Origin of the sequence: Pleomorphomonas oryzae DSM 16300, from assembly GCF_000422965.1 — a bacterium.
Classification (GTDB): Bacteria; Pseudomonadota; Alphaproteobacteria; order Rhizobiales; family Pleomorphomonadaceae; genus Pleomorphomonas; species Pleomorphomonas oryzae.
Genome location: NZ_AUHB01000011.1, coordinates 77,474 through 98,634 on the forward strand (window position 1 = coordinate 77,474; position 21,161 = coordinate 98,634).

A 21,161-nucleotide genomic window follows, 5' to 3' on the forward strand; every position below is an offset into this window, starting at 1 on the left:
TTTACAACTCAAAGCACTTATAGCCGCCCGTTCCTAGCTTTTAGTCGTGGCTGTATAGTGGCCAAGCGAACGTAACTTGTACGTCTCGCTCTAGTAGAGGCAGATAGCGAAATGTCGGAGGTAGCGTCCCGCGGTGTGCAGGGTAGTCTCGATTGTCCGCCAATGATAATTGAGTCTTCGACGGAAAAAACAGTCATGATGCTGTTGATGTGCATGGTTTTTGTATGCGGTGGCGTGCTCATTGTCGCGAAAGGACCCGTGACATCTAGGGAGTACATCGGCGGCTATGGCAGCGTAATCTTTTTTGGGTTTTGCGCCTGTGCTGCCGTTTTGCGCCTTGTCGCACCGCCGCGCCTAATGCTCTCACCCGAAGGTCTAGCCCTCTTCAACGGCTTCAGGACGCGAAGCTATGGATGGTCGGAGTTCTCAAGGTTTGTCATTTATTCCCCGGCGCGGACGAGGGCTCAGTCGGTAGGTTATGTTCGCGAAAACCGGGCTGGCGAAGAGCCGGGCTTTACCAAGCGTCTGACGGGAATAGATGGTGGCTTCGGCGGGGGCTGGTCGGTAGGTCCGTCCACCGTGGTCGAGCTGCTCAACAGCGCAAAAGATCGATGGGGCAAAGGCAGCGACGAGGGATTGACCGTGAGGTAGGTTGTCGAGTGAGATCGCATGATAACTCCTTACATAATCAGCCCCGCGACCAACGCTTGCGCCTTGGCTTGCTACCAGATGACGGCGCGGTCGTTCTTTCCTGAGGTCGATACGGATGAGATTGCCCGGATCACCGGCTGGACGCCCGGCCATATTGTCTGGGCCTTTCCGTTCTGGCTCTGGATGATGGAGCGGGGCGTCCGTATCCACGAGTATGACACGATCGATTATGCCGCTTGGGCCGAGCGCGGCATAGCCGGGCTGGAAGAGTCGCTTGACGCGGCTTCACTGGATTATGTCACGCAGCGGACCGAAGACTTGAAGGCGTGCGAGGAGCCGCTGCGGCGCTGCCTCACGCATCCCAACTTTGCCTTCTCCCGGCAGGAGCCGGATCTCGCAACGCTGCGGCGCAGCCTGTCGCCCGGTTCGGTGTGCGAGGCGGCGGTTTGCTCGAAGACACTCGATAGGGAGCCCGGCTTTTCCCTGCATAAGGTCGTGGTCCTAAAAGCGCCTGATGACCGCGTCGATCTCCACGATCCGGTCTGGCCGGGTGCATCGCCGCGCCCCTTTCGCGAGGTGGCCGTCGAGGATTTCATGGCGGCTTGGCAGTTGGGCAAGGAACTCACGGTCTACGAGCGCGACCAAGCTTGAACCGAACCCATTAGGTAGCGCGCAACTTTTATGCTAAGGTAGTGCGCAACCTTATGGAGGGCACTATGCCACGCCCCAAGCAGACAGAAGACGGGCTGACCAAGTTCCAGCGTTACCGGCAGCGACAGCAGCGCCGTGGCATGAAGCAGGTGCGGATCTGGGTGCCAGATCCCAACCGGCCGGAGTTTGCCGCCGAAGCCAGGCGGCAGGGACTTTTCTTGCGTGGCCGGGCCGAGGAAGCCGAGGCGTTGGGCTTCATCGGCTCCGCGTTTGAATGGCCCAAGGAATGAAACGCGGCGATCTCGTGACGGTGGCGGCGCAGGGCGATTATGGCAAGCCGCGCCCCGCCGTCGTCATCCAATCCGACGCGCTTGACGCTGCCGATAGTGTGCTCGTTGCCTTGCTCACCAGCACGATCGCCGATGCGCCGCTCTATCGGCTCACCCTGGAACCCACCGTCGGCAATGGCCTCAAGGCCGTCTCGCAGGTGATGGTGGACAAGGTGCTGGCCTATCCGCGTGCCAAATGCGGCCCGGTGATCGGCCGGCTTTCGCCTGAGGACATGCTGGCGCTCAACAACATGCTGCTGGTGATGATCGGCCTTGCCGACTGACCTCAAACCTTACGTCCGGTCGGCGTCGCTGTCCCAGTCGGTGAGGGTGCCGAGGGGATTTTCGGGGTCGGGGGGCGGGGCGGGGCGAGACCTTTTCTCCCACTCCGACCTCAGCAGCGCATAGACATACTCGTCGCCCCATTTGCCGTTGAACCGGTCGTTTTCCCTGAGGTGGGCTTCGCGGCGGAGGCCGAGGCGCTCGACCACGCCGACCGATCCCAAGTTGGCGGCGTCGAGGCGGGCGAAGATGCGGTGGAAGCCGAGGGTGTCGAAGCCGATGGCGAGCATGGCGGCGACGGCTTCGGTGGCGTAGCCCTTGCCGGCGTGGGCGGGGCTGAAGATGTAGCCGACCTCAGCCTGCAGCGCGTCGCGGCTCTCCAGCTTCAGCATCACTTCGCCGGCAATGGCGCCGCCGTCCTTGAGGGTGACGGCCAGCCGGTAGACGTCGCCGTCGCTCTCGAAGCGGGGGCGCAGCACGCGGTCGAACTGCTCTCTCAGAGCGGTGCCGGTGGGGGCTTCCCGGTAGAGGAAGGCGTAGACATCGGGGCGCGCGTGATAGGCGGCATACTCCGTCCAGTCGCCGGCGGCAAACGGGCGCAGCAGCAGGCGGTTCGTTTCCTGGCGCGTAGGCAGATTGACGAGATTCATCGTGGCCCCGGAACAAGGTCGTCCGCGATGATTGTGCCTTTCATGGGGGAGGCGCGCCAGACTTCCTTTGTCGCGCGCCTGTTCGCGTGAACGGCCCTTGCCGGTCGGGATCTGCCGGTGATCCCGAGGGCATGCCGGAGCCTCGATCCTCGCCTGATTTCGGAACGCAAGTGGCGCGCGATTGCGAGCCCGAGCGGTGGATGCTATTGCTTGTTATGTTCAAGTATTGGCGGATCGTGCGATGACCTTGTGCCTTTCCTCGCCCGCGAGGTTTCCGCCAATTCCACCGGTGTGCAATCTTGGCGATGATGACGGCCTGGCTTTCTCGGCCGACTCGAACGACGCCGGATCCGCCATTGCCGGCATTAACTACCGCGACCTGCTGGACCGGATCGATCACGGCTTCTGCATCATCGAAATGCTGTTCGATGCCGAGGAAAAGCCGGTCGACTACCGCTTTCTCGAGGTCAACGCCGCCTTTGAAAGCCAGACGGGGCTGAAGAACGCCACGGGCCGGACGATGCGGTCTTTCGCACCGGATCATGAAGATTACTGGTTCGAGATCTATGGCCGCGTCGCGCTGTCGGGGGAGGCGGCACGGTTCGAGCTGCCGGCGGAAAAGCTCGGTCGCTTTTACGACGTTCACGCCTTCCGGCTCGGCCCAGCCCATCTCAGGCGGGTGGCCGTGGTGTTCAGCGACATCAGCAAGCGCAAGCGGGACGAACATCGCCTGGCGCTGGTCTCCGCCGAAATCGACCATCGCGCCAAGAACCTGTTTGCGATGGTGTCCAGCATGATCCGCCTGACCAAGGCCGAGACCGTGGGCGAGTTTCGGGAGAAGCTGTCCGGCCGCGTTGCCTCGCTCGTCAGGTCGCATCAGCTGCTGGCGGCGACGCCGGATGCCGACCTCGAAGAGCTGATCGAATGGGAGATGGATGGGTTTCGCGCGGAGGGCGGCCACCGGATTGCCTGGTCGGGCCCGACCGTCCGCCTGCCCCGCCAGGCTGCGCAATCGGTTCTGCTGGTTTTGCACGAGCTGGCAACCAATGCCTTGAAATATGGTGCGCTGTCGGCGCGCGATGGGCGGCTGGACCTGTCCTGGTCGTGGGGCGAGCAGGGCCAGCTCGATCTCCAGTGGGTGGAGTCGGGCGGCCCTGAGGTGCGGCCGCCGCGGCGCCAGGGTGTGGGTACGGGCGTCATGCTGGGCGCCATCGAGCGCCAGTTGGGCGGCAAGGTTAGCTTCGACTGGCGTCCAGGCGGGCTGGTCTGCCGCCTGTCGCTGCCGAGGAGCGCGCTGTTCAAGTAGCCTCCAACGCGGCTTGCCGATCAATCGATGATCTTGTCCCGTCCCTCGCGGGCGAGGCGCGCCAGGCCCTCCTTCATCTTACGCACCTCTTCGGGCGAGTGGCCCTGCCAGTTGGTCACCTCGCCGATGATCCTCAGGGGATCGCGGGAGCGGTAGGAGAGGGTGGGGTTGCCGGGGAATCTCTTGCCGGTGAGGTTGGGATCGTCGGCGAAGGGTCCGGTGGGCTCCACCACGTAGATGCGGCCGTGACCGCTGCCGGCGGCAAGCTCGGCGCCCCAGATGGCCGCGTCCAGCGTGGCCGAGAAATACACCCAGCTGAGCGCCTGCGCTTCGGTGAAGTTCGACGCGTGACCGACGGCGATCAGATCGCCCGGCTTGAGGCTGGCGCGGGTTCCATGGAAGAAGGATTGCGCGAACACGCTGGCGGAAGCTGACATGGGCACGGGCTCCTTGGGACAGAGGGACGGCGCGATGGGGGATGCGTGGATATGGTGGTCGAGGACTGGGACTCCAATGGGGGTGCGCCATGCCGACGCCGGTTGAGATTGTGGCTTACGATGCAAGCTGGCCACGGCTTTATGAAGAGGCCGAAGCGCGCCTGAAACATCTGCTCGGCCCCCTCGTTCTGGCGATCGACCATATCGGCAGCACCGCCATTCCCGACATGCCCGCCAAGCCGATCATCGATATCGACGTGACGCTGTCGAGCCTGGCGGAGGTTTCCGAGGCCGGCCGCCGCCTGGTCGAGGCGGGGTATGAGGCGCGCGGCAACCGGTATGACGACGACGTCTGGGCGTTTCTTCTGAAAAGTGCCACGCCCCGGCTTCGGGTCTATCTCTGCCCGCCGGCAAACAGAACGCACGAGCGCCGCCTGGCGTTCCGCGACTATCTCCGCCATCATGATGCCGCCGCCGCGGCCTACGCGCTTCTGAAGGCGCAACTTGCCGAGCGGTTTGCCTATGACGGCGATCGCTACACAGCGGAAAAGAGCGGCTTCGTTCGGCAGATCCTGGCGATGGCCGAGGAGACTGCGCCTGGCGGTTCCCGCCGATCCGGAAATGGATCATAAGCGGGTTTCGCGATCTGCTTATCGATCATGCCGCACAGCGAGGCCTGCCATGCCCACGCCAATTCAAGCCATCCTGATCGCCGGCACGTCGCATGTCGGCAAGTCGACGCTGGCCGAGAAGCTGGCGGAACGTCTCGGCTGGAACGGCTTGTCGACCGACAAGCTGGGGCGGCATCCGGGGCGGCCGTGGCTGGGTGTGCCGGCGCCCGTCACCGAGTTCTACGAACGGCTCACACCCGAGACGATCCACTGGTTCCTCAAGGTGCACCACGAGAACATGTGGCGGCAGGTCCGGCCGATGATCGAGGCGGAGCGGGCGGCCGGGCGGCGCTTCGTGCTGGAGGGGGCCGCGCTCAGGCCAGAGTATATCGCGCCGCTGCTCACCGACGAGATGGTCGGCGTGCTGCTTCATGCCGATGACGGCTTTCTGCTGGCGCGCATGCGGGCGGCGGCCAGCTATGAGGGGCGCGACGCCGGGGAGCGGCGGATCATCGATGCCTTCATCGATCGCTCGATCCGGGAAAACGCCGCCCTGATGGCGGCCTCGCAGGAGGTGGGGCTCAGGATGGTCGACGCCGCCGACGCGCACGCGGTGGCGGCCCTCGCCGACGAACTGGTCGAACGGGCGGCGGGCTGATCCTGCTCAGACGCGGCGGTCGGGCTTTGAAGGAGCGCCGAGCACCAGTCGCTCGGCGAGGAAGCCGAACAGGAGGCCCACCGTCGCCCAGATCACCGCCTGCAGGCCGAGCGCGGCCAGGCGGAAGCGCCAGAGCAGCACGGCGGAGAAGCCGTCGGGCACCTCGTTGACCTCCGGCAGCAGCGCCATCACCACGGCGATTGCCAGCACATAGGCAAGGCCGGCGACGATGGCGGCATTCCAGGCGCCGAGGCGGGGCCGCATGCGTCGCGCCAGGGCGAAGGCGGCGATCATCAGCGCCAGCGAGACCAGGAGCATGATGAAAAAGAGCTGGGTGCGGTCGCCGATGGTGTCGGCGGCGCCGACGGCCGGCGGATTGGCCGGGTATTTGACGACCGGCACCAGGATCACCGCCACGAAGCCGCTGAGCGCCATGATGGCGGCGAGCGCGCGGACGCCGAGCCGGCTGAAGCGGCCATAGACCACCGCGAAGGCCAGCGCCAGAATGCCGCCGAGCGCCGCGCCATAGACGACGACGCCGGTGAGCAGGCCGAGGCCGGCCTGCGTCGCCCGGCTGACCATCTCGGGCTCGGCCGCGTCGTGCGCGGCGCCGGCGTGCTCCTCGAAGGCGATGGCGACATCGATCAGCGGCTCGCCGTAGAGGCGGGCGAACAGAAAGGCCAAAAGGCCTCCGACCACGCCGGCAATCATGCCGCGCAGCAACAGCTTACCGGTCATGATGGTGGCTCCTGCCAATTCGCGAAGATGCTGACGCATCCGCTCATTGAAGTCATTGCCGATTTCTCATTTGCATCGGGGGCGTGAGAAATCGGCAAGCGGAATACCAAGCTGCATTTTCAATGCACTTGGTATCAGTGGCAGGGGAAACCGAGCAGGTGGCGGCCATCGTGCACGAACTCATGCACGGTGGAGCCGCTGAACATGGCCATGGCGCCCTGTTCGGTGCCGACGAAATAGACCATCAGCATGAGCATCAGCCCGGCGAAGGTCGCCCAGGGCATGACTTCGCCGAGCGGAATGGCCACGGGCTGGGCGGTAGCGGTGCGGGAAAGAGCTGACATCTAGGCCTCCTGGGATGACGCGTCCCTTGAGCGAGTGCTCAAGATTTTTTGCCGGGGCAGCCGCTTTTCGATCGGGTTTAGCCAACCCGATCGGCGGGTGCCCTCGACGGATCGATGCGAGGCAGGTCTGGCTCACGGGCTTCCCCGATGACAGTGGCGCGACCGCTCCGGAATTTCACCGGCTTCCGCTTAGCATCGCCGTCACCTTCGGCTAAGCGCACATGCCTGTCAATCGCAATTCGGTTGCCTTGGAAGGGGTCTGCTGCTTTACTTTCGGTGCGACGTCCGATGCACGACGGCGATCCGCTTGGTTTGCAGAGGTACCCGATGGCTGCTCGCTTGACGCTGATCTCGGTGCCGACCGGCAATGATCGCCGCGCACCGCACTTTCCCGGCCGCGACCGGCTGGACCTGCCGGCCGAGGGCTTGCCGGAGGCGGTCAGCCGCTGCCTTGCCGATGCCGACCGTCTTGTTCACCCGCCCGAGATCGCCATCGGTGCCGGCCACCCGGCGCCGGTCGAGACGACCAAAGCGTTGTCCGACCTCGATTACGGTAACTGGACGAACCGGGCGATCGCCGACATCGCCGGCGCCGAGCCCGCCGCCTTCGAGCTGTGGCGGACGGACATGACGGCGGCCCCGCATGGCGGCGAGTCCTTTGCCGTGGCCCGGCAGAGGGTCGGCCGCTGGCTGGCCTCGCTGGCGGAGACGCCCGTCGTGGCGCTATGCCCGACAACGATCGTCCGGCTGGCCCTGGTGACGGCCCTCGAGGCACCCTTGCCGCTGATCTGGCGGCTCGACCCCATGCCGTGGTCGGCAACCGAGCTGACGCGCCATGGCGGCCGATGGGCGCTGCGGCTGACCTGAGATTTCGACTCGTCTCCGGCTTGGCTGGGCTCTTGCCGTAAATGTATCCATTTGTTGCCAACCGCCCGGCGACGACGGCTTACGACAATTTGCCACACCCACACCATCGAAAGCGCCCAATTCGGGCGTTTCCTCTGCGCCTCGCGGACGTGAGGTGACATCATGCGATGCCTTCCGAAAATCAACGCCGTCTATTGGCTGTGCCTCATTCTGGCGAGCCTGTTCGGCGCCAACCTCGGCGATTTTCTGGGTACTAGCCTTGGCCTCGGCCATCTCGAGGGTCTGCCCCTTCTGGCCGTCGGCTTTGCCCTGGTGTTCCTGGCCGAACGCTTCCTGAAGCCCACGAGCACGCTCTATTTCTGGGCGGCGATCGTTATCAGCGGCGCGGCGGCTGCCAACGTGGCCGACGCCTTCCACGATTTTCACATCCGCCTCGCCTCGGTGCCGGCGGTGTGCCTGTTGTTGGCCGTGATGGTGATCGTCTGGCGGGCGCGGGCGCCCTATAGCGAGGACCAAGGCTTCATCCCGGTCACCGGCTATTACTGGGTCACTCTCGTCGTATCAGGCGTGCTGGGTGCCGCGGCCGGCGACGCCGCCGCCTATCCGCTGGGCTTCGGCGATCTGGGGGCCGTGATGACCTCTGCCATTCCACTCGCCTTCCTGCTCAGCATTGGGCGCAAGGGGCTCTACTCAGACCTCGGCTTCTACTGGCTGGCCTTTGTGTTTGTCGTGGCCACCGGCGCGACCAGCGGCGACCTGTTGGCGCATTCGCTCGGACGCATCGGCCTCAGCACGGCGCTGAGCGGCGCCGCGTTCCTGGCTTTCGTCGTCATTGCCTACGAGACGCGGACCTGCAACCGCAGCTTCGAGGTGCAGACCGCGACGACCGCCCTTTCATGAGGGCTGAGAGAGGCTGCCCCTGCATCGAGCCCGACTCTGCATAGAGCATCATCCGACCGGAGTGAAACGAGGATCGATAAGATGATGCTTCCCCAATAGAACCTGGAGCGCCGATCTGATGAATTCAGATCGAACAGCGCTTCAGGCGCCGGTGGACTCCCATGGACTCCCATCGCCGACCGGCGAGCGCTGCCTCGGACTGGCAGCCGAGGCGGCTGGAGCACCCGCCGATCAGTGTTCATGAACCTGACCGGCGGGTGCTCAAGTTCAGCCGTGGCAGGCCGGCTGGCCCGGAGCACCGCAGGGCGGCTTCTTTTGCTGCGGCTTGGCCGGCGCGGCTTGGGCCGGCTGCGGCGCGTGGGCCTGCGGCATTATCTTCGGGGCGTGGGCTACCATCGGCGCAGCGGCATGCGGCTGGACGTTCACCGGCGGCCGGCCGACATCCGGGGCGCGCGCCGGAGCCCTGGCTTGAGCGTTGACGGGAGCTCTGGCGATGGCCGGGCGCATCTGCGTCGCCTTCGGCGGCGCGAAGCTCGGCGCAGTCCGGGCCGCCTTCGGCCGCAGGCTGGGCGCGTTGGCGATTGTTGCCGGCGTCCTCGGCTTGAAGCTGGGCGCGTTGGCGATCGCCCCCGGCGACTTCGATTTCAGGTTGGGCATCACCTGCGGTGCCGGCGCCTTGGCCATGTGCTTGTGGCCTTTCGGCTGCGGCGGATTGGCCGCGACCGGGAGAGCCTGACCGTCAGCGCCGGGCAGGGCATGCGCGCCTTTGCGGCCCGATGGGGCTGCCGGGGCTTTGACGGCGGAGGTCGTGTCGGGCAGAGGCAGCTTGGCGACGTTCGGCTTGGCTGCGCCGGCTGGCGTTCCATTCGGCTGGGCTTTGTTGAACGGGGCGCCGTTCGGCTGGTTGGGCTTGGGCTGAGCGTCGGTCACCTGCGGCGCGATCGGCGGCAGTTTGCCAGCCTGCGGCAGCGGCTTGCCGCCGAGGCCGGGAAGCGTGTGGGCGGCGGCGTTTCCAGCCTCTGGCTTGGCCGGGGCCGCCACCGCCTCGCTGGCTACCGGCGCCCGAGCGACCGCCTTGCCAGAACTATGTTGCGCCTTCTTCTGCACCGACGGCGGCAGGGCGACATGCAGCGCCGCCGCGCCGGCCGCGCCGAGAACCGCCGCGCCGACGAGCGTCTGTCCTGTCGTCAGACCAGTGCTCTGGCCGGTCGTCTGGCCGGCCGCTGCCGGCGGCGCGTTGACCGTGGTGTTGTCGATGGTCACGTTGTTGATGACCGTCTTGTGGATGTCATTGAAGATGATGTTGTTTTCCGGCGGCGCCACGTTGCGCGGCGGCTCCACCCATTGCGGCACCGGCACGAACACCGGTTCAGGCAGCACGTAGACCTCGGTGGGCGGCGGCGGTGGCGGCAGCGTCACGAACTCTGGCGGCGGCGGCGCCAGAAAAATAGGCGGCGGCGGTGGCGCGTAGCCGAAATCCGGGTCGCCGAAATAGATCACCGGCTGTTCGACATAGACCACTTCCGGCGGCGGTGGCGGCGGCACGTCATAGGCGATCACCGCGAAGGTGGGAGGCGGCTCCAGTGCCGCTTCGAAATGGGTCAGACGCCGGCGGGCGTCCCACACATGCGGGCCGTGTGGATAGCGGCGGAGGTAGGACCAGTAGGCCTCCTGCGTGTCGGCCTGCCAGGTCTCGCGCCAGGTGATCGCCTCGCGGCGGGCGGCGACGATGGCGCGGACGCGCTTGGCCATGGCGTCATTCGGATAGGCGGCGAGGAAGTCCTCGTAGCCGCTGAGCGTGTCGCGATCGAGCGCGGCGAAATAGGCGTCCTTCTCGTCGAACTCGCGGATCGGCTTGCTGCGGATCGTCGCGTCGCTTTCGGCGACCGGAGCCGGTGCGTCGGGAGCGCGATCGAAGAAGGTGAAGGGCGCGGTGAATTTCGAAGCGTCCCAGGCCACCTCGGCACCCTTGGTCAGGTCGCTGACGCGGAGGCGCGTGCGATCGAACACGTCGGCGAGCGGCAGGCCGCCGGTGCGGATCATTTCGGCCAGCGCGTGCGCATAGGCGCCGTAGGGGCCGTTCTCCTGGGGCGCCACCGTGCCGGGCGCCGCGTTGAAGGCGATCAGCTGGTTGGGGTCGGGGTCGACCAGCGCCAGGCCGCCGGCCAGTTCCGGCGCCCCAGATTGCGAGCCAGAGACAGATTGCGGGAACGGATAGCTGCGGGCGGCGTCGAGCACCACGATGCTGCCGTGGTTCTTGAGCGTGGCCAGCGACTTGGTGAAGTCGGACAGCCTCATCGCCTGGATCGGCACATCGGTGGCGTTGGCGATCTCAGCATCCACCGGCAGGAAGTAGTTGTCGCCCTGGTATTGCAGGCCGTAGCCGGCGAGGTAGACGAAGACAACGGCGTCCGGCCCCGCCGCGCTGGCCTTGCCGAGGAAGTCGCGCATGGCGTCGCTGAGGCCGTTGTGGTCGAGGTCGCGGGCGCCGATCACGTCGAAGCCGGCGGCCTGCAGGGTCTGGGCGATCAGGCCGGCATCATTGGCGGTGGTCGGCAGGGCGCCGGCCGTGTAGGCGGCGTTGCCGACCACGAAGGCGATCCGCTTCTCCGGGCCGCCCTGACCGGAAGTGTTCTGTGCCCGCGCCTCTCCGACAAGCGCGACGCAGAGCAGTACGAGGGCGAGGAGCGCCGAGACGGCCGCGCCAACGGCCTCCAGTCTCCAGCGTCGGGACGACACAGATGTTGCAAGACGAGACATGCGCGCCTCCATCCACCCAGCCCGGATACAGGGCAGATAACGCCCGAACTCGCGTCCGGTTCACCGCCCTTCGTTCTTTTCCGCTCCGGTCTTCAAACCGCGCCTCAGGCTTGTAGGCGGGCAAGATGAAGCGGGGCTGAAGGAAGTGGGGCGGGCAGGTGGCCGACTCCGCATAGTCGCAGGTGGACTCCCATGGACTCCCAAGAAGTTGGGCAGCCGAGGCACCGATCTAGAAACGTGACGACTTTCCAGAGCAGGGCGTGGACGGCGGCTTTCCGGTCACTGGCTTGACCGAGCCGCCACCGCCCTGCTGGCCGCGGGCACTGACCGACCGCACGCCAGATCTCAACGAAGCCATTTTTCGAGCCGGCGTGGCAAGGCAACGCGTCGCGCCGGAAGGCGTGCCGACGCGCGTCTGCCCGACATGACGACCCATCGGAGCAACCGCGCGCCGGCTTTGCCACCGCGTCAGCCTTGTAGGAGCGGGACCTGAAGCGAAACTGAAATTAGAGGAACAAGTGACCGGGAGCGTCTCCCCCCGCTTCCCGCCCTCGAAACCAAGACTACCCTATTTCAACGTTGCGTTGCCGAACCGAAGAATTAACATGTACTGGCTTGATGGGGGCTATCGTGGGGTTGCGGTCGGCTATTTGCGCGGCGTGTGTTCTGCTTGGGTCTGTTGGGGCGGCGATAGGCGTTACTGTCGAGCACCTTCCCATGCAGGGCGTTCCGCCAGTTTTGCTGGTGAAGGGAGAATTCGTCTTTTCGGACGATCCCTCGATACTGGTTAGAGAAGCCAATGCTACCGGGGCCAAGATCGTCACCTTCGATAGCGAAGGCGGCAACATTATCGCCGCGATGGCTTATGGTCGGGCCATTAGGGCTCTTGGCCTAGCCACTCTTCAGCTGCGGTCCTCGCAATGCGCGTCGGCTTGTGCGCTGGCATTCGTCGGCGGCGCTTTGAGACAGGCTCAGCCGGGGGCTATCGGAGTCCACCAGTCCTCGTTCTCGCCAGACAGTCAACTCGACGGCCAAGCCGCTGTGTCGGCGATTCAGGTTATGACGGCTGAGATCATGACCTACTTTATCGAGATGGGAGTGGATCCGAAATTATTGCAGCTCAGCCTTTCGGTCCCACCAAACGATATGCGCTATCTCACCGGCGCTGAAATGGAGCAATACAAGATCACCTCAACTGGGGGGCTTGATTTACAGCCTGATGCCTTGGTGGGCCAAGCATCAGCTCCCGCCGTCGCGAGCCCGGCAGGTAGTGGAAAGCCAGTCGAGCCGACCATCGAGGATAAGGCTTTGGCATTCATGGCGCGGTATCACGACACGTGGTCGCGTTCGAACACTGCCGCGTTAGCATTCCTGGAGACCGCCTATACCGACACCATCGAGTTCTACGGAAAGACCGTCAGCAAAGAATTCGTTCTCGATGAAAAGCGCAAGTTTGCAGATCGGTGGCCGAAGCGGGCCTATAGTGTACGCTACGGCTCCGAGCACGTAACCTGCTCTGGTCCCTGCACGATGACAGGCATCGTGGAATGGTTCACCGAGAGCCCGGCCCGCGCCCGAATGACGTCGGGTATCGCCGAGTTCACGTTGGTGTGGGATGCATCGGCTGGCAAAATCATGTCAGAGAGTGGCCAAGTTCTGGCGACGGACAAGGGCGTTTCGGAGCCTCATCGCATCATCTCGCAGTGGCTAGACGAAAATGCTAGATGCCGGGGTGGATCAGGCGACTCCAGTGAGACGTGGAAAGCCTGCGACCGCCGCAAAGCGATTTCGGCAAAGCTTGAGGCCGTGGGATGGTGCTATGGCCGTCCCGGCGAAGCGGGGTACCAGATGAACTGGCATCGGTGCGACGATGGCGGTGAGATCGCGTCGGCGGATGCCAAAGCTGCGGGGGCAACGAGCAAGACAAAGTTCAGCCCAGCCGACTATCCGGCGAAGGTTATCTTTACCGGCCAGACCCGGCTTCCCGACTTCAAAGGCCGGGACAGGGATTTCAATACATACCGGACGCGAATTCGGGACGGTATGCGCGTGGGTCCGAATTATGCCGGGCAATATTCGGTGATTCAGATCGGTTGTGGGACCGGTTGTTCGTTCGTCATTGTCGGCGACAACCAAAGCGGTCGGCCCATGAACTTCCCGCGCGGCGGCGAAGACAACATGTACCTCCAGCTTCAGTTCAGGCTCGATAGCCGGTTGTTGGCAGCTCAATGGGCCAATTACGACAGCGGCAAATGCTACGTCGAATGGTTCGATTTCGAGGGTGAGAATTGGAAGCCTCTCGCCAAGATCGAGGCTGGAAATACGGACGCTTGCTATAAGGACATTGCAGAGAACATCAGGTGATTGCGAAACCCTTGCCCCCATCCCCCTTCCTGCGCTATCTCTCCCCTCGGTCGGCAGTTCACCGAGGCGTCGCTGTTCCCGCTGGGAATGCTAAACCTGCCCAATTGAGCCATTGACGGACACCCTCTCGTGCCGCGTCGTAAGGCAGCGACCACGACAATCTCTCGATTTCGGCACGCCCTGAGGATGAGTCATGTCTACGATCAAGTCTCAATCGGCCGACGCGCGTCGGTCGCCTCGTTTCATTCCGCTCACCGACAAGCCGCCTGTTTTCACGACCGACACGCCGCTCGGCGTCATCCAGCACACCGATGGCGGCGAGGGGCCGGCCTTTCTGGCGCTGCATGGCGGCATGGGCGGCTATGACCAGAGCCTGGTGCTGGCCGAGACGCTGCTGGGAAAATCGCCCGCTTACCGGGTGATCGCCGTTTCGCGCCCCGGCTATCTCGGCACGCCGCGCGCCTCTGGCAACAGCGCCGCCGAGCAGGCCGACCTGTTTGCCGCCCTGCTCGACAGGCTCGGCATCGAGCGGGCGGTGGTGGCGGGGGTGTCGGCCGGCGGCCCCAGCGCCATTGCCTTTGCCGCCCGCCATCCCCAGCGCTGCGCCGGGCTGATCCTAGTGTCGGCGGCGAGCGGGCGCTTCGATATCCCCGAGTATGTGCTGAAAAGGCTGAGGTGGTTTGGCTGGCTGGTGCGCGTGCCGGGCCTCATGTCGCTGCTTGCCTGGCTGCGGGGGCGGCAGCCCGAGACGGCGGCGGCGCGGGCGATCGGCGATCCAGCGCTGGCACGGAAGACGCTCGACCATCCGGAGGCCGGGCCGCTGCTCATCTCGCTCCTTGGCAGCACCTTCGAGCGGATGGCCGAACGGATGCCCGGCACGCTGGCCGAAACCATGGCCTTTGCCGATCTGCCACCGCTACCGTTTGGCGAGGTGTCGGCGCCGACGCTGGTCATCCATGGCGATGCCGACAAGGTGGTGCCGTTTTCCCATGGCGAGCAATCGGCGCGGCAGATCGCCGGGGCGGAGCTCTGCGTCATAGCCGGTGGCGGCCACACCAGCCTCCTCACCCATATCGATGAGGTGCGGGCGAGGGTGAAGGCATTTCTGGGGCGGATTGGCCGCTGAAACAAGACGTAGCTGTGGGGTGCGCGGCCACTCTTGGCCACGTGCCCCGTTCTGCCCGAGGCCACCCCATGCGCGGGGCGGCAAATCATGGGAACGAGACAAATGGATGGGGCGCTCTCGTTCTCTTGTCTAGACGAGATGGAAAATACTCGCGACGACCAAGAAAAGGATGAGATGGGCGAGGGCGGCGAGCGGAAGATAGACCAGTTTCTTGGCGGCCTCTGACTGGTAGGGAAAGAATCCGAGTTGCCCGAAGAAGAAACCGGCAGGGAGAGCTGCAAATGATATGACGCAGTATGCTTTCCAGAACGTATCCCCGGGCGAGTCATATATCATGCCGGACAATAACGCGACGAAAGCGGTTATGATCGCCAGCACGATGTAGGAGACAACGCGTAAAACCCACATAGGTCCATCCTCGATGGTCCCCGGGGTTATAAGCCTGATGGCAATCCCTCGCCACTGGGTTGTATGGCTATGGTTTACCGGCCAGAGATCGTAATTCCCACGTGCGTCAAACCCACCCAGCCCCGGCGCTGCCTTCTCAGCTCGGCATGGCGGAGGCGCCGAAGGGGATGACGATCCCGCCCCTGAGGCCTTCGGGCGCGTAGGTCAGGTCGACCTTGCCTTGGGGCAGGGCGGTCTGGATCAGCCTGGTGCCGAAGCCGGCCTTTTCCGGTGGCTTCACCGGCGGGCCGCCGCTTTCGACCCAGGTGATCTGCAACTGGCTTTCCGCTGTCGCGAGCTGCCAGGCGATCGACACACGCCCCTCGGGCACCGACAGCGCACCGTGTTTGGCGGCATTGGTGGCGAGCTCGTGCAGAACGAGGCCAAGCGATGTCAGCGTGTTGGCTCCGAGAATGACGGCGCCGTCGGTCTCGATCCGCACCGCCTCGGGGTTGGTGGCGTAGGGGGACAGGACGCGCTCGATCAGCGCCCGGAGGTCGGTGGTGGCATTGCCGGCAAAGCCGACTTCCTGCGCTTCCACCAGCGCCCCGAAGCGGCCGAGGAACTCGTCGCGGAACTGGTCGGCCGATCGATCTGCCGTCGGGGCCTGGCGGGCGATCGACCGCGCGACGCTCAGCAGGTTTTTCATGCGATGCTTCAGCTCGCCGAGCAGCATGTCCTTTTCGGCGTCCCGGTGGTCGCGCTCGGTGATGTCGACGATGGACAGCAGCATGGTGTGGCTGCTGTTGTCGGGGTGATGCAGCATGCGGGCAGTCAGCAGCATGACCTTGCGGCCGAGGTGGGGGAAGTCGTGTTCCACCCGGTAGTCGATCAACGCCGTGCTCTTGGGGATGACCTGCTTCAGCAGCGTTCTGAGCTCGGCAATATTCCATTGGCCGTCGCCCAGTTCGTAGATGGGTTTGCCGATCGTCTCGTCGCGATCGACCTTGAACACCTCGAAGAAGGCGCGGCTGGCGTTCTGGACGCAGAGGTTTTCATCGAGCAGCAGCATGGGATCGGCGACGGTGTCGACAATGCCCTGCGCCTGAACGTGGCTGGTGCGGAGAAGGCGATAAAGGTCCTCCATATTCATGCTGAACACCTCCGTCGGTGGCCAGGTTGCAACGGCGCCGAATCTAAATCCTGAGTGACAACAAGAGAGTGCGGGTAGGCGGCGGGACGCGAAAAGCCACGTTTTATACGAGACGCTCGAAGCGCGCCGAGGTTCCCCTGGCACGCTGATTTTTTGCTTCGGCGCGCTTCGCTCGGTCGGCCCGGCTCTGCCTGGCGCTTGCCAATCCAGGATTGCAGGCTTCCTCTCCGGCCGCCGGAGCTCGCACGGCAGGGCGGCGCGAAGCGCATCGCCATGAGTGGCGGAAAGCCAAGCCTAGCGCAGCGAGCAATACATCTGTTGCCTTGCCGCCTCACTCGCCGGGTCACTATAATCAGACCACTTCCGCCCATTTATGCACACGTGTAGCGTGCTGCCTGGATTGATTCGACAGTTCCATCGATCGGAGCCGCCATCATGCAGTTTGGTGTTGGTCATCGTGCCTCTGTTGCCTTGATGTTTGTTGCCATCCTCGGCGGTTCGCTCCCGGCCGAAGCCGCCGATGCCACCGCCTCCCGCGTGTTGTCGGGTTGGTCCGTCTATGGCGGCGTCGGCGCCAGCAATGCCGGCCTGTTCACCACCGGCGACGTCAATGGCGCGCTGATCAACGCCGAGGTGCGGGCGCCAAAACTCGATGCGCCCTGGTGGCTATTCTCGCCACGGCCGACGCTGGGCGTCGACATCGCCACCAAGAACGAACTGATCAGCGACGCCTATGCCGGCCTCACCTTCACCTTCGCAAAATATGGCGACCTGTCCTTCGAGGGGCAGCTCGGCGGCTCGCTGAATGACGCCAAGCTGAAGGATGACCCGTCGGGCCGCCGACTTGGCTGTCATGCGCTGTTCCACCTCGGCCTCGACCTCGACTGGCGAGTGACGGAAAACTGGTCGGCGCAGCTTTACGCCAGCCACATCTCCAACGCCGATCTCTGCGACCGCAACGCCGGCTACGAGAGCGCCGGTCTGCGCGTCGGCTATCACTTCTGAACCAGGGACGAGAGCAATAACGAAGCGCGGCGGAACAAACCGCCGCGTTTTGCGTTGGTGTTGGGCATCATCAGGAGATACCGCACCATGACGCTCCGCTTTGCTCGGTTCAAATCTCTGGCCATGGCCCTGGCGCTCCTCACGCTGGCCGCGCCGGCTACGGCGCAGGACATGCCGACGGCGCTGCCCAACAACTACGTGCTCTCCGACATCCTCAACAGGCAGCGGGTGGAGACGGCAATCGGCACCGACCGCAGCACCGACCCATCGGCCGGCTCGTCCGCCCGGCGGGAGGCTCCGGTCAGGGTCATCACCAAATATCACGCGTCGCGTGAGGTGAGCGCCCGCGTGCGGCGCCAATTTGCCGAATGGATGTCGGGCCTTGCCGGCGCGCCGGGCGGCCGCCGCATCGCCGCCTCCATGCGCGACAGCGATCCGGTACGCAGCTGGGCCAGGATCGTCGGCGACGACGAGCTGAAGCCCGGCGACATGGCCGACGCCGTTACCGCCTACTGGATTCTCAACTGGGTGATGGCCAACGACGCCGACAGCACCCGCGACGAGGCCCAGGGGGTGCGCCGCCAGGTGCGGCGGATGATGGCCTCGAGCCCCGGCTACGGGCGGCTGAAGGAGGCCCAGCGCCAGGAGATTTCCGAGGTGCTGATGCTGAACTTCCTGATCCAGCACGCCGCCTTTACCGACGCCAAGGCGCGCGGCGACAGCGAGACTATCGACCGGCTGGGCCAGGCGGCCGTCGCCCGCTTCAAGACGGAGATGGGGGTCGATCTCAATGGCCTCAGGCTGACCGACGCCGGCTTCATGCTCATCCGCCAGGATGCCACCGGCGCCACCGGCGCCACCAGCGCGACCGCTCCGTGAGGGCAGCGGCGATTTTTTACTTGCGCTAGAGCATTCGACGACCAGATTGAAACATCTGGTCGCCGAGCGAATGCTCCAGGGCCTGCAAAATCGGCAAACGGGTATGCCACGCCGTCGCACGCCAGGGATCATCGGACTGAGGGAGATGCCGATGCCGAACACATCGCTCGCCGCGCTGACGATCGTCGCCGGTCTGTCCATAGGGGCCTGCACGCCGTCGGTGCCGCCGCCACCACCGGCCAACGCCGTGGCGCTGGTGGGGCCCGGCGCCTATGACCTGCGCATCGACGACGTGACGCAGGAACTGCGCGATGCCCTGGAGGCGCGTCACGGCCCGCTGGAGTTCAAATCCTACAAGATCCCGCTTCCGACCGCTTGGGCCACCATCAACGCCTATTATCAGGGCGCGCTCTCGAAGTGGAAGGCCGAGCCCGCCCTTCCCAAGGCCATCCGCGCGGCGCATGGCCGGGCGTGGCAGCAAGGGGGGACGCTGTTCGCCATCGCGCTGATCGACAAGCCGGTGCCGGGGGAGGATCGCGATTACAAGGTGCTGGTGGTGGCGACCAACCCGCAGTAGGTCGTTCTCAGCCTGCGCGGGTGCCGCCGAACTGTTCCGGTAGCATGTTGTCGAAACGGGGATCGGGCGGAAGTTCCGGCGGAGCGGGAAAAGATGGACTGCCGTTGACTGGTGGTTCGGCGATATTGCGCGCCGAAGCTGGGCCAACCCGGCGACATAATTCATCCAATCAATGCTCATCATCACACGGGGGCAGACGCCGGCCCCAGCGGAATGGCGATCTTCGTTTCAAGACCGGTCGGCGCATAGTGCTGCTTGACCTCGCCCAAGGCGATGGCGGTGTGGATCAGCTTGCAGCCGTAGCCGGTGACGGCCGGCGGGGTGACCGGGGGGCCGTGGCTTTCCACCCACCAGAGGCGCAGATGCTTGCTTTCGTCGTCGAGCAGCCAGCCGATCGACACCTTGCCGTCCGGCACCGACAGCGCGCCGTATCGGGCGGCGTTGGTGGCCAATTCATGCAGGACGAGGCCAAGCGCCATCAGCGTGCTGGCACCCAGAATGACTGCCCCGGCGGCCTCGACAACCACGGCCTCGGGGGTGCCGAGATAGGGCGCTACGATGCGTTCGATCAGCACCTTGAGATCGGTGGTATCGTTGCCGGCGAACCCCACCTCCTGCGCTTCCACCAGCGCGCTGAAGCGGCCGAGGAAGTCGTCGCGGTATTGCTCCGCCGTGCGGTCCTTGGTGGTGGTCTTGCGGGCGATGGCGAGCGATACGCTGAGCAGGTTGCTCATCCGGTGCTTGAGCTCGCCGAACAGCATGTCCTGTATGGCATCCCGCTGGTCGCGTTCGGTGATGTCGACCAGCGACACCAGCATGGAATGGCTGCCATTGTCGGGGTGGTGCAGCGTGCGCGCCGTCAGCAGCATGGTTTTCCGGCCAAGGTCGGGGAACTCGTGCTCCACCTTGTAGTCGATGAGGGCGGTGCTGCGCGGGATGACTTTGAGCAGCAGATGGCGCAGTTCGGCAATATCCCATTGTCCGTTGCCCAGCTCATAAAGCGGCTTGCCGATCGTCTCGTAACGGTCGACCTGGAACACACGGAAAAAGGCGCGGCTGGCGTTGAGAACGCAGAGGTTCTCGTCGAGCAGCAGCAATGGATCGGCGATGGTATCGACGATACCCTGGGCCTGAATGTGGCCAGTGCGGAGAAGCCGGTAGAGATCCTCCGTGTTCATGCCGCGCACTCTCTACTGAAGATCTTCCTGTAGAAAGGGACAATCTACAATCGGATCGACGAATTTCTGGCCGGTTGAATGACGTAATTTCTATCGGGACGTTCCCTATAAAGACGCACAGAACTAGCGGTGGTTCCTGAAAACCGCACCGCCCGCCGATTTTCTGAATCGATCCGGCAGATTTGCCCGATATTTTCTTGGAAAAGCGCGCCGCGCCGCCTAATGCGCTGCCAGCGCCTGCATCAATCGGCCAGCGAAGCGGGGCCAAGCGGGATGACGATTTCCACCTCGAGGCCCTCAGCGGCAAACACCTGACTGACCTTTCCGACAGCAATGGCCGAACGGATCATCTTGCTGCCGAAGCCGGCGGTTTGCGGCGGCGTGACCGGCGGTCCGCCGCGTTCGATCCAGACGATGCGGAGTTCGTGCACCGCCTCGTCGTTCTGCCAGCCGATCGACACCCGACCCGTCGGCACCGACAGGGCGCCATATTTGGCGGCGTTGGTGGAGAGCTCGTGCAGAACGAGGCCGAGCGCCATCAGCGTGTTCGGCCCGAGGACGACCGGCGGACCAGCGACGATCATCACCGCTTCGGGGGTCGAGTAGGGGGCGAGCAGGCGCTCGATCAGCAACGCCAGGCCGGTCGCGCCCTGCTCGGCGAAGCCGACGTCGTGGGCATCGGCCAAGGCGCCGAAACGCCCCAGCAGGTCCTCGCGGTATTCTTCCGCCGTCCGGCCCTCGGTGGTGGTGCGACGCACGATGGATTGCGCCACGCTGAGCAGGTTCTTCATGCGGTGCCTGAGCTCGCCGAACAGCATGTCCCTGGTGGCGTCGCGGCGGGTGCGCTCGGTGACGTCGACGATGGACAACAGCATGGTGTGGCTGCCGTTGTCGGGATGATGCAGCGTCCGCGCTGTCAGCAGCATGGTCTTCCGGCCGAGACCGGGAAAATCGTGCTCGACTTCATAGTCGATGATGGCCGCGCTGCGGGGGATCACCTCGAGCAGCAACAGGCGCAGGGCGGGAATGTCCCACTGGCCATCGCCCAACTCGTGGATGGGTTTGCCGATCGTCTCGTAGCGGTCAACCTTGAATGTCTCGAAGAAGGCGCGGTTGCCGCTTTGGACGTGCAAACTCTCGTCCAGCAAGAGCATGGGGTCGGCGACGGTATCGACGATGGCCTGCGCCTGGACGTGGTCGGTGCGAAGGAGGCGGTAGAGATCTTCCACGTCCATGACGATCGCCGCTCCCGAAAAACCCAGATTATAAACAATCCGCCGGGCCTACAACCGGAATAGAGGGAAGCGA

23 protein-coding genes are annotated in these 21,161 nt (G+C 64.7%); 14 read left to right on the plus strand and 9 right to left on the minus strand.

The window, feature by feature from the left end; all coding sequences use genetic code 11:
- The first annotated feature begins 195 nt into the window (after positions 1 to 195).
- The 4 genes from G522_RS0117765 (at position 196) to G522_RS0117780 (ending at position 1,915) form a co-directional block, all read left to right on the plus strand.
- The gene (locus G522_RS0117765; protein WP_026792200.1) at positions 196 to 651 is read left to right on the plus strand and encodes a PH domain-containing protein; all 456 of its coding nucleotides are present in this window, start codon (positions 196 to 198) and stop codon (positions 649 to 651) included.
- Positions 652 to 729: 78 nt separating this feature from the next.
- Entirely contained in the window at positions 730 to 1,302 is a 573-nt protein-coding gene (locus G522_RS0117770) for a hypothetical protein (protein WP_026792201.1), read from the plus strand.
- Positions 1,303 to 1,367: 65 nt separating this feature from the next.
- Positions 1,368 to 1,592 (plus strand): antitoxin MazE-like protein, encoded by a 225-nt coding sequence (locus tag G522_RS0117775; RefSeq protein ID WP_051228769.1) that lies wholly within the window; start codon positions 1,368 to 1,370, stop codon positions 1,590 to 1,592.
- Positions 1,589 to 1,915: a type II toxin-antitoxin system PemK/MazF family toxin gene (locus tag G522_RS0117780; RefSeq protein WP_026792203.1), complete on the plus strand. Its 327-nt coding sequence runs from the start codon at positions 1,589 to 1,591 to the stop codon at positions 1,913 to 1,915. Before G522_RS0117775 ends, G522_RS0117780 begins: the two co-directional genes overlap by 4 nt.
- 9 nt (positions 1,916 to 1,924) lie before the next feature.
- Here the strand turns inward: G522_RS0117780 and G522_RS27455 are convergent, their stop codons facing one another.
- The gene (locus tag G522_RS27455) at positions 1,925 to 2,563 is read right to left on the minus strand and encodes a GNAT family N-acetyltransferase (protein WP_084633262.1); all 639 of its coding nucleotides are present in this window, start codon (positions 2,561 to 2,563) and stop codon (positions 1,925 to 1,927) included.
- 247 nt (positions 2,564 to 2,810) lie between these two features.
- On the opposite strand from G522_RS27455, the gene G522_RS29135 reads away from it, so the two are divergent.
- The gene (locus G522_RS29135) at positions 2,811 to 3,869 is read left to right on the plus strand and encodes an HWE histidine kinase domain-containing protein (protein WP_156886982.1); all 1,059 of its coding nucleotides are present in this window, start codon (positions 2,811 to 2,813) and stop codon (positions 3,867 to 3,869) included.
- A gap of 20 nt (positions 3,870 to 3,889) precedes the next feature.
- Here G522_RS29135 and arr read toward each other — a convergent pair whose 3' ends face one another.
- Positions 3,890 to 4,306 carry an NAD(+)--rifampin ADP-ribosyltransferase gene (gene arr, locus G522_RS0117795; protein WP_026792204.1) on the minus strand — a complete coding sequence of 139 codons (417 nt, stop codon included), beginning with the start codon at positions 4,304 to 4,306 and terminating at the stop codon, positions 3,890 to 3,892.
- 89 nt (positions 4,307 to 4,395) lie between these two features.
- On the opposite strand from arr, the gene G522_RS27465 reads away from it, so the two are divergent.
- Together G522_RS27465 and G522_RS0117805 are read left to right on the plus strand one after the other, a co-directional pair.
- Positions 4,396 to 4,938 (plus strand): GrpB family protein, encoded by a 543-nt coding sequence (locus G522_RS27465; protein WP_051228773.1) that lies wholly within the window; start codon positions 4,396 to 4,398, stop codon positions 4,936 to 4,938.
- A 49-nt stretch (positions 4,939 to 4,987) separates the two neighbouring features.
- Positions 4,988 to 5,575 (plus strand): AAA family ATPase, encoded by a 588-nt coding sequence (locus tag G522_RS0117805; RefSeq protein WP_026792205.1) that lies wholly within the window; start codon positions 4,988 to 4,990, stop codon positions 5,573 to 5,575.
- A 6-nt stretch (positions 5,576 to 5,581) separates the two neighbouring features.
- Here the strand turns inward: G522_RS0117805 and G522_RS0117810 are convergent, their stop codons facing one another.
- Both G522_RS0117810 and G522_RS0117815 read right to left on the minus strand, forming a co-directional pair.
- Positions 5,582 to 6,313 (minus strand): CbtA family protein, encoded by a 732-nt coding sequence (locus G522_RS0117810; RefSeq protein ID WP_026792206.1) that lies wholly within the window; start codon positions 6,311 to 6,313, stop codon positions 5,582 to 5,584.
- Positions 6,314 to 6,447: 134 nt separating this feature from the next.
- Positions 6,448 to 6,657 (minus strand): CbtB domain-containing protein, encoded by a 210-nt coding sequence (locus G522_RS0117815; RefSeq protein ID WP_026792207.1) that lies wholly within the window; start codon positions 6,655 to 6,657, stop codon positions 6,448 to 6,450.
- Between the two features lie 327 nt (positions 6,658 to 6,984).
- On the opposite strand from G522_RS0117815, the gene G522_RS29140 reads away from it, so the two are divergent.
- The gene (locus G522_RS29140; RefSeq protein ID WP_169453550.1) at positions 6,985 to 7,524 is read left to right on the plus strand and encodes a histidine phosphatase family protein; all 540 of its coding nucleotides are present in this window, start codon (positions 6,985 to 6,987) and stop codon (positions 7,522 to 7,524) included.
- A 162-nt stretch (positions 7,525 to 7,686) separates the two neighbouring features.
- Positions 7,687 to 8,424: a hypothetical protein gene (locus G522_RS0117825; RefSeq protein WP_026792208.1), complete on the plus strand. Its 738-nt coding sequence runs from the start codon at positions 7,687 to 7,689 to the stop codon at positions 8,422 to 8,424.
- A 267-nt stretch (positions 8,425 to 8,691) separates the two neighbouring features.
- On the opposite strand, the gene G522_RS0117830 is transcribed toward G522_RS0117825, so the two are convergent.
- Positions 8,692 to 11,184 carry a caspase family protein gene (locus tag G522_RS0117830; protein ID WP_084633263.1) on the minus strand — a complete coding sequence of 831 codons (2,493 nt, stop codon included), beginning with the start codon at positions 11,182 to 11,184 and terminating at the stop codon, positions 8,692 to 8,694.
- Between the two features lie 717 nt (positions 11,185 to 11,901).
- Here G522_RS0117830 and G522_RS0117840 point away from each other — a divergent pair.
- Together G522_RS0117840 and G522_RS0117845 are read left to right on the plus strand one after the other, a co-directional pair.
- Positions 11,902 to 13,548 (plus strand): COG3904 family protein, encoded by a 1,647-nt coding sequence (locus tag G522_RS0117840; RefSeq protein WP_245586687.1) that lies wholly within the window; start codon positions 11,902 to 11,904, stop codon positions 13,546 to 13,548.
- Positions 13,549 to 13,741: 193 nt separating this feature from the next.
- A complete protein-coding gene (locus G522_RS0117845; RefSeq protein WP_051228777.1) occupies positions 13,742 to 14,674 on the plus strand; it encodes an alpha/beta fold hydrolase in 933 nt (310 codons plus the stop codon).
- A gap of 129 nt (positions 14,675 to 14,803) precedes the next feature.
- On the opposite strand, the gene G522_RS0117850 is transcribed toward G522_RS0117845, so the two are convergent.
- Together G522_RS0117850 and G522_RS0117855 are read right to left on the minus strand one after the other, a co-directional pair.
- On the minus strand, positions 14,804 to 15,082 hold the full coding sequence (locus G522_RS0117850) for a hypothetical protein (RefSeq protein ID WP_026792212.1): 279 nt from the start codon (positions 15,080 to 15,082) through the stop codon (positions 14,804 to 14,806).
- A gap of 136 nt (positions 15,083 to 15,218) precedes the next feature.
- Positions 15,219 to 16,214: an HWE histidine kinase domain-containing protein gene (locus G522_RS0117855; protein ID WP_026792213.1), complete on the minus strand. Its 996-nt coding sequence runs from the start codon at positions 16,212 to 16,214 to the stop codon at positions 15,219 to 15,221.
- A gap of 435 nt (positions 16,215 to 16,649) precedes the next feature.
- Between G522_RS0117855 and G522_RS29145 the strand changes: the two genes are divergently transcribed.
- The 3 genes from G522_RS29145 (at position 16,650) to G522_RS0117870 (ending at position 18,675) form a co-directional block, all read left to right on the plus strand.
- The gene (locus G522_RS29145) at positions 16,650 to 17,219 is read left to right on the plus strand and encodes an acyloxyacyl hydrolase (protein ID WP_026792214.1); all 570 of its coding nucleotides are present in this window, start codon (positions 16,650 to 16,652) and stop codon (positions 17,217 to 17,219) included.
- Between the two features lie 87 nt (positions 17,220 to 17,306).
- Positions 17,307 to 18,098 (plus strand): DUF6683 family protein, encoded by a 792-nt coding sequence (locus tag G522_RS0117865; protein ID WP_026792215.1) that lies wholly within the window; start codon positions 17,307 to 17,309, stop codon positions 18,096 to 18,098.
- Positions 18,099 to 18,249: 151 nt separating this feature from the next.
- On the plus strand, positions 18,250 to 18,675 hold the full coding sequence (locus G522_RS0117870; RefSeq protein ID WP_026792216.1) for a hypothetical protein: 426 nt from the start codon (positions 18,250 to 18,252) through the stop codon (positions 18,673 to 18,675).
- Positions 18,676 to 18,857: 182 nt separating this feature from the next.
- Here the strand turns inward: G522_RS0117870 and G522_RS0117875 are convergent, their stop codons facing one another.
- Together G522_RS0117875 and G522_RS0117880 are read right to left on the minus strand one after the other, a co-directional pair.
- The gene (locus tag G522_RS0117875) at positions 18,858 to 19,853 is read right to left on the minus strand and encodes an HWE histidine kinase domain-containing protein (protein WP_026792217.1); all 996 of its coding nucleotides are present in this window, start codon (positions 19,851 to 19,853) and stop codon (positions 18,858 to 18,860) included.
- Between the two features lie 242 nt (positions 19,854 to 20,095).
- Complete coding sequence (locus tag G522_RS0117880) at positions 20,096 to 21,088, minus strand: HWE histidine kinase domain-containing protein (protein WP_026792218.1); 993 nt, start codon at positions 21,086 to 21,088, stop codon at positions 20,096 to 20,098.
- Between the last annotated feature and the right edge of the window lie 73 nt (positions 21,089 to 21,161).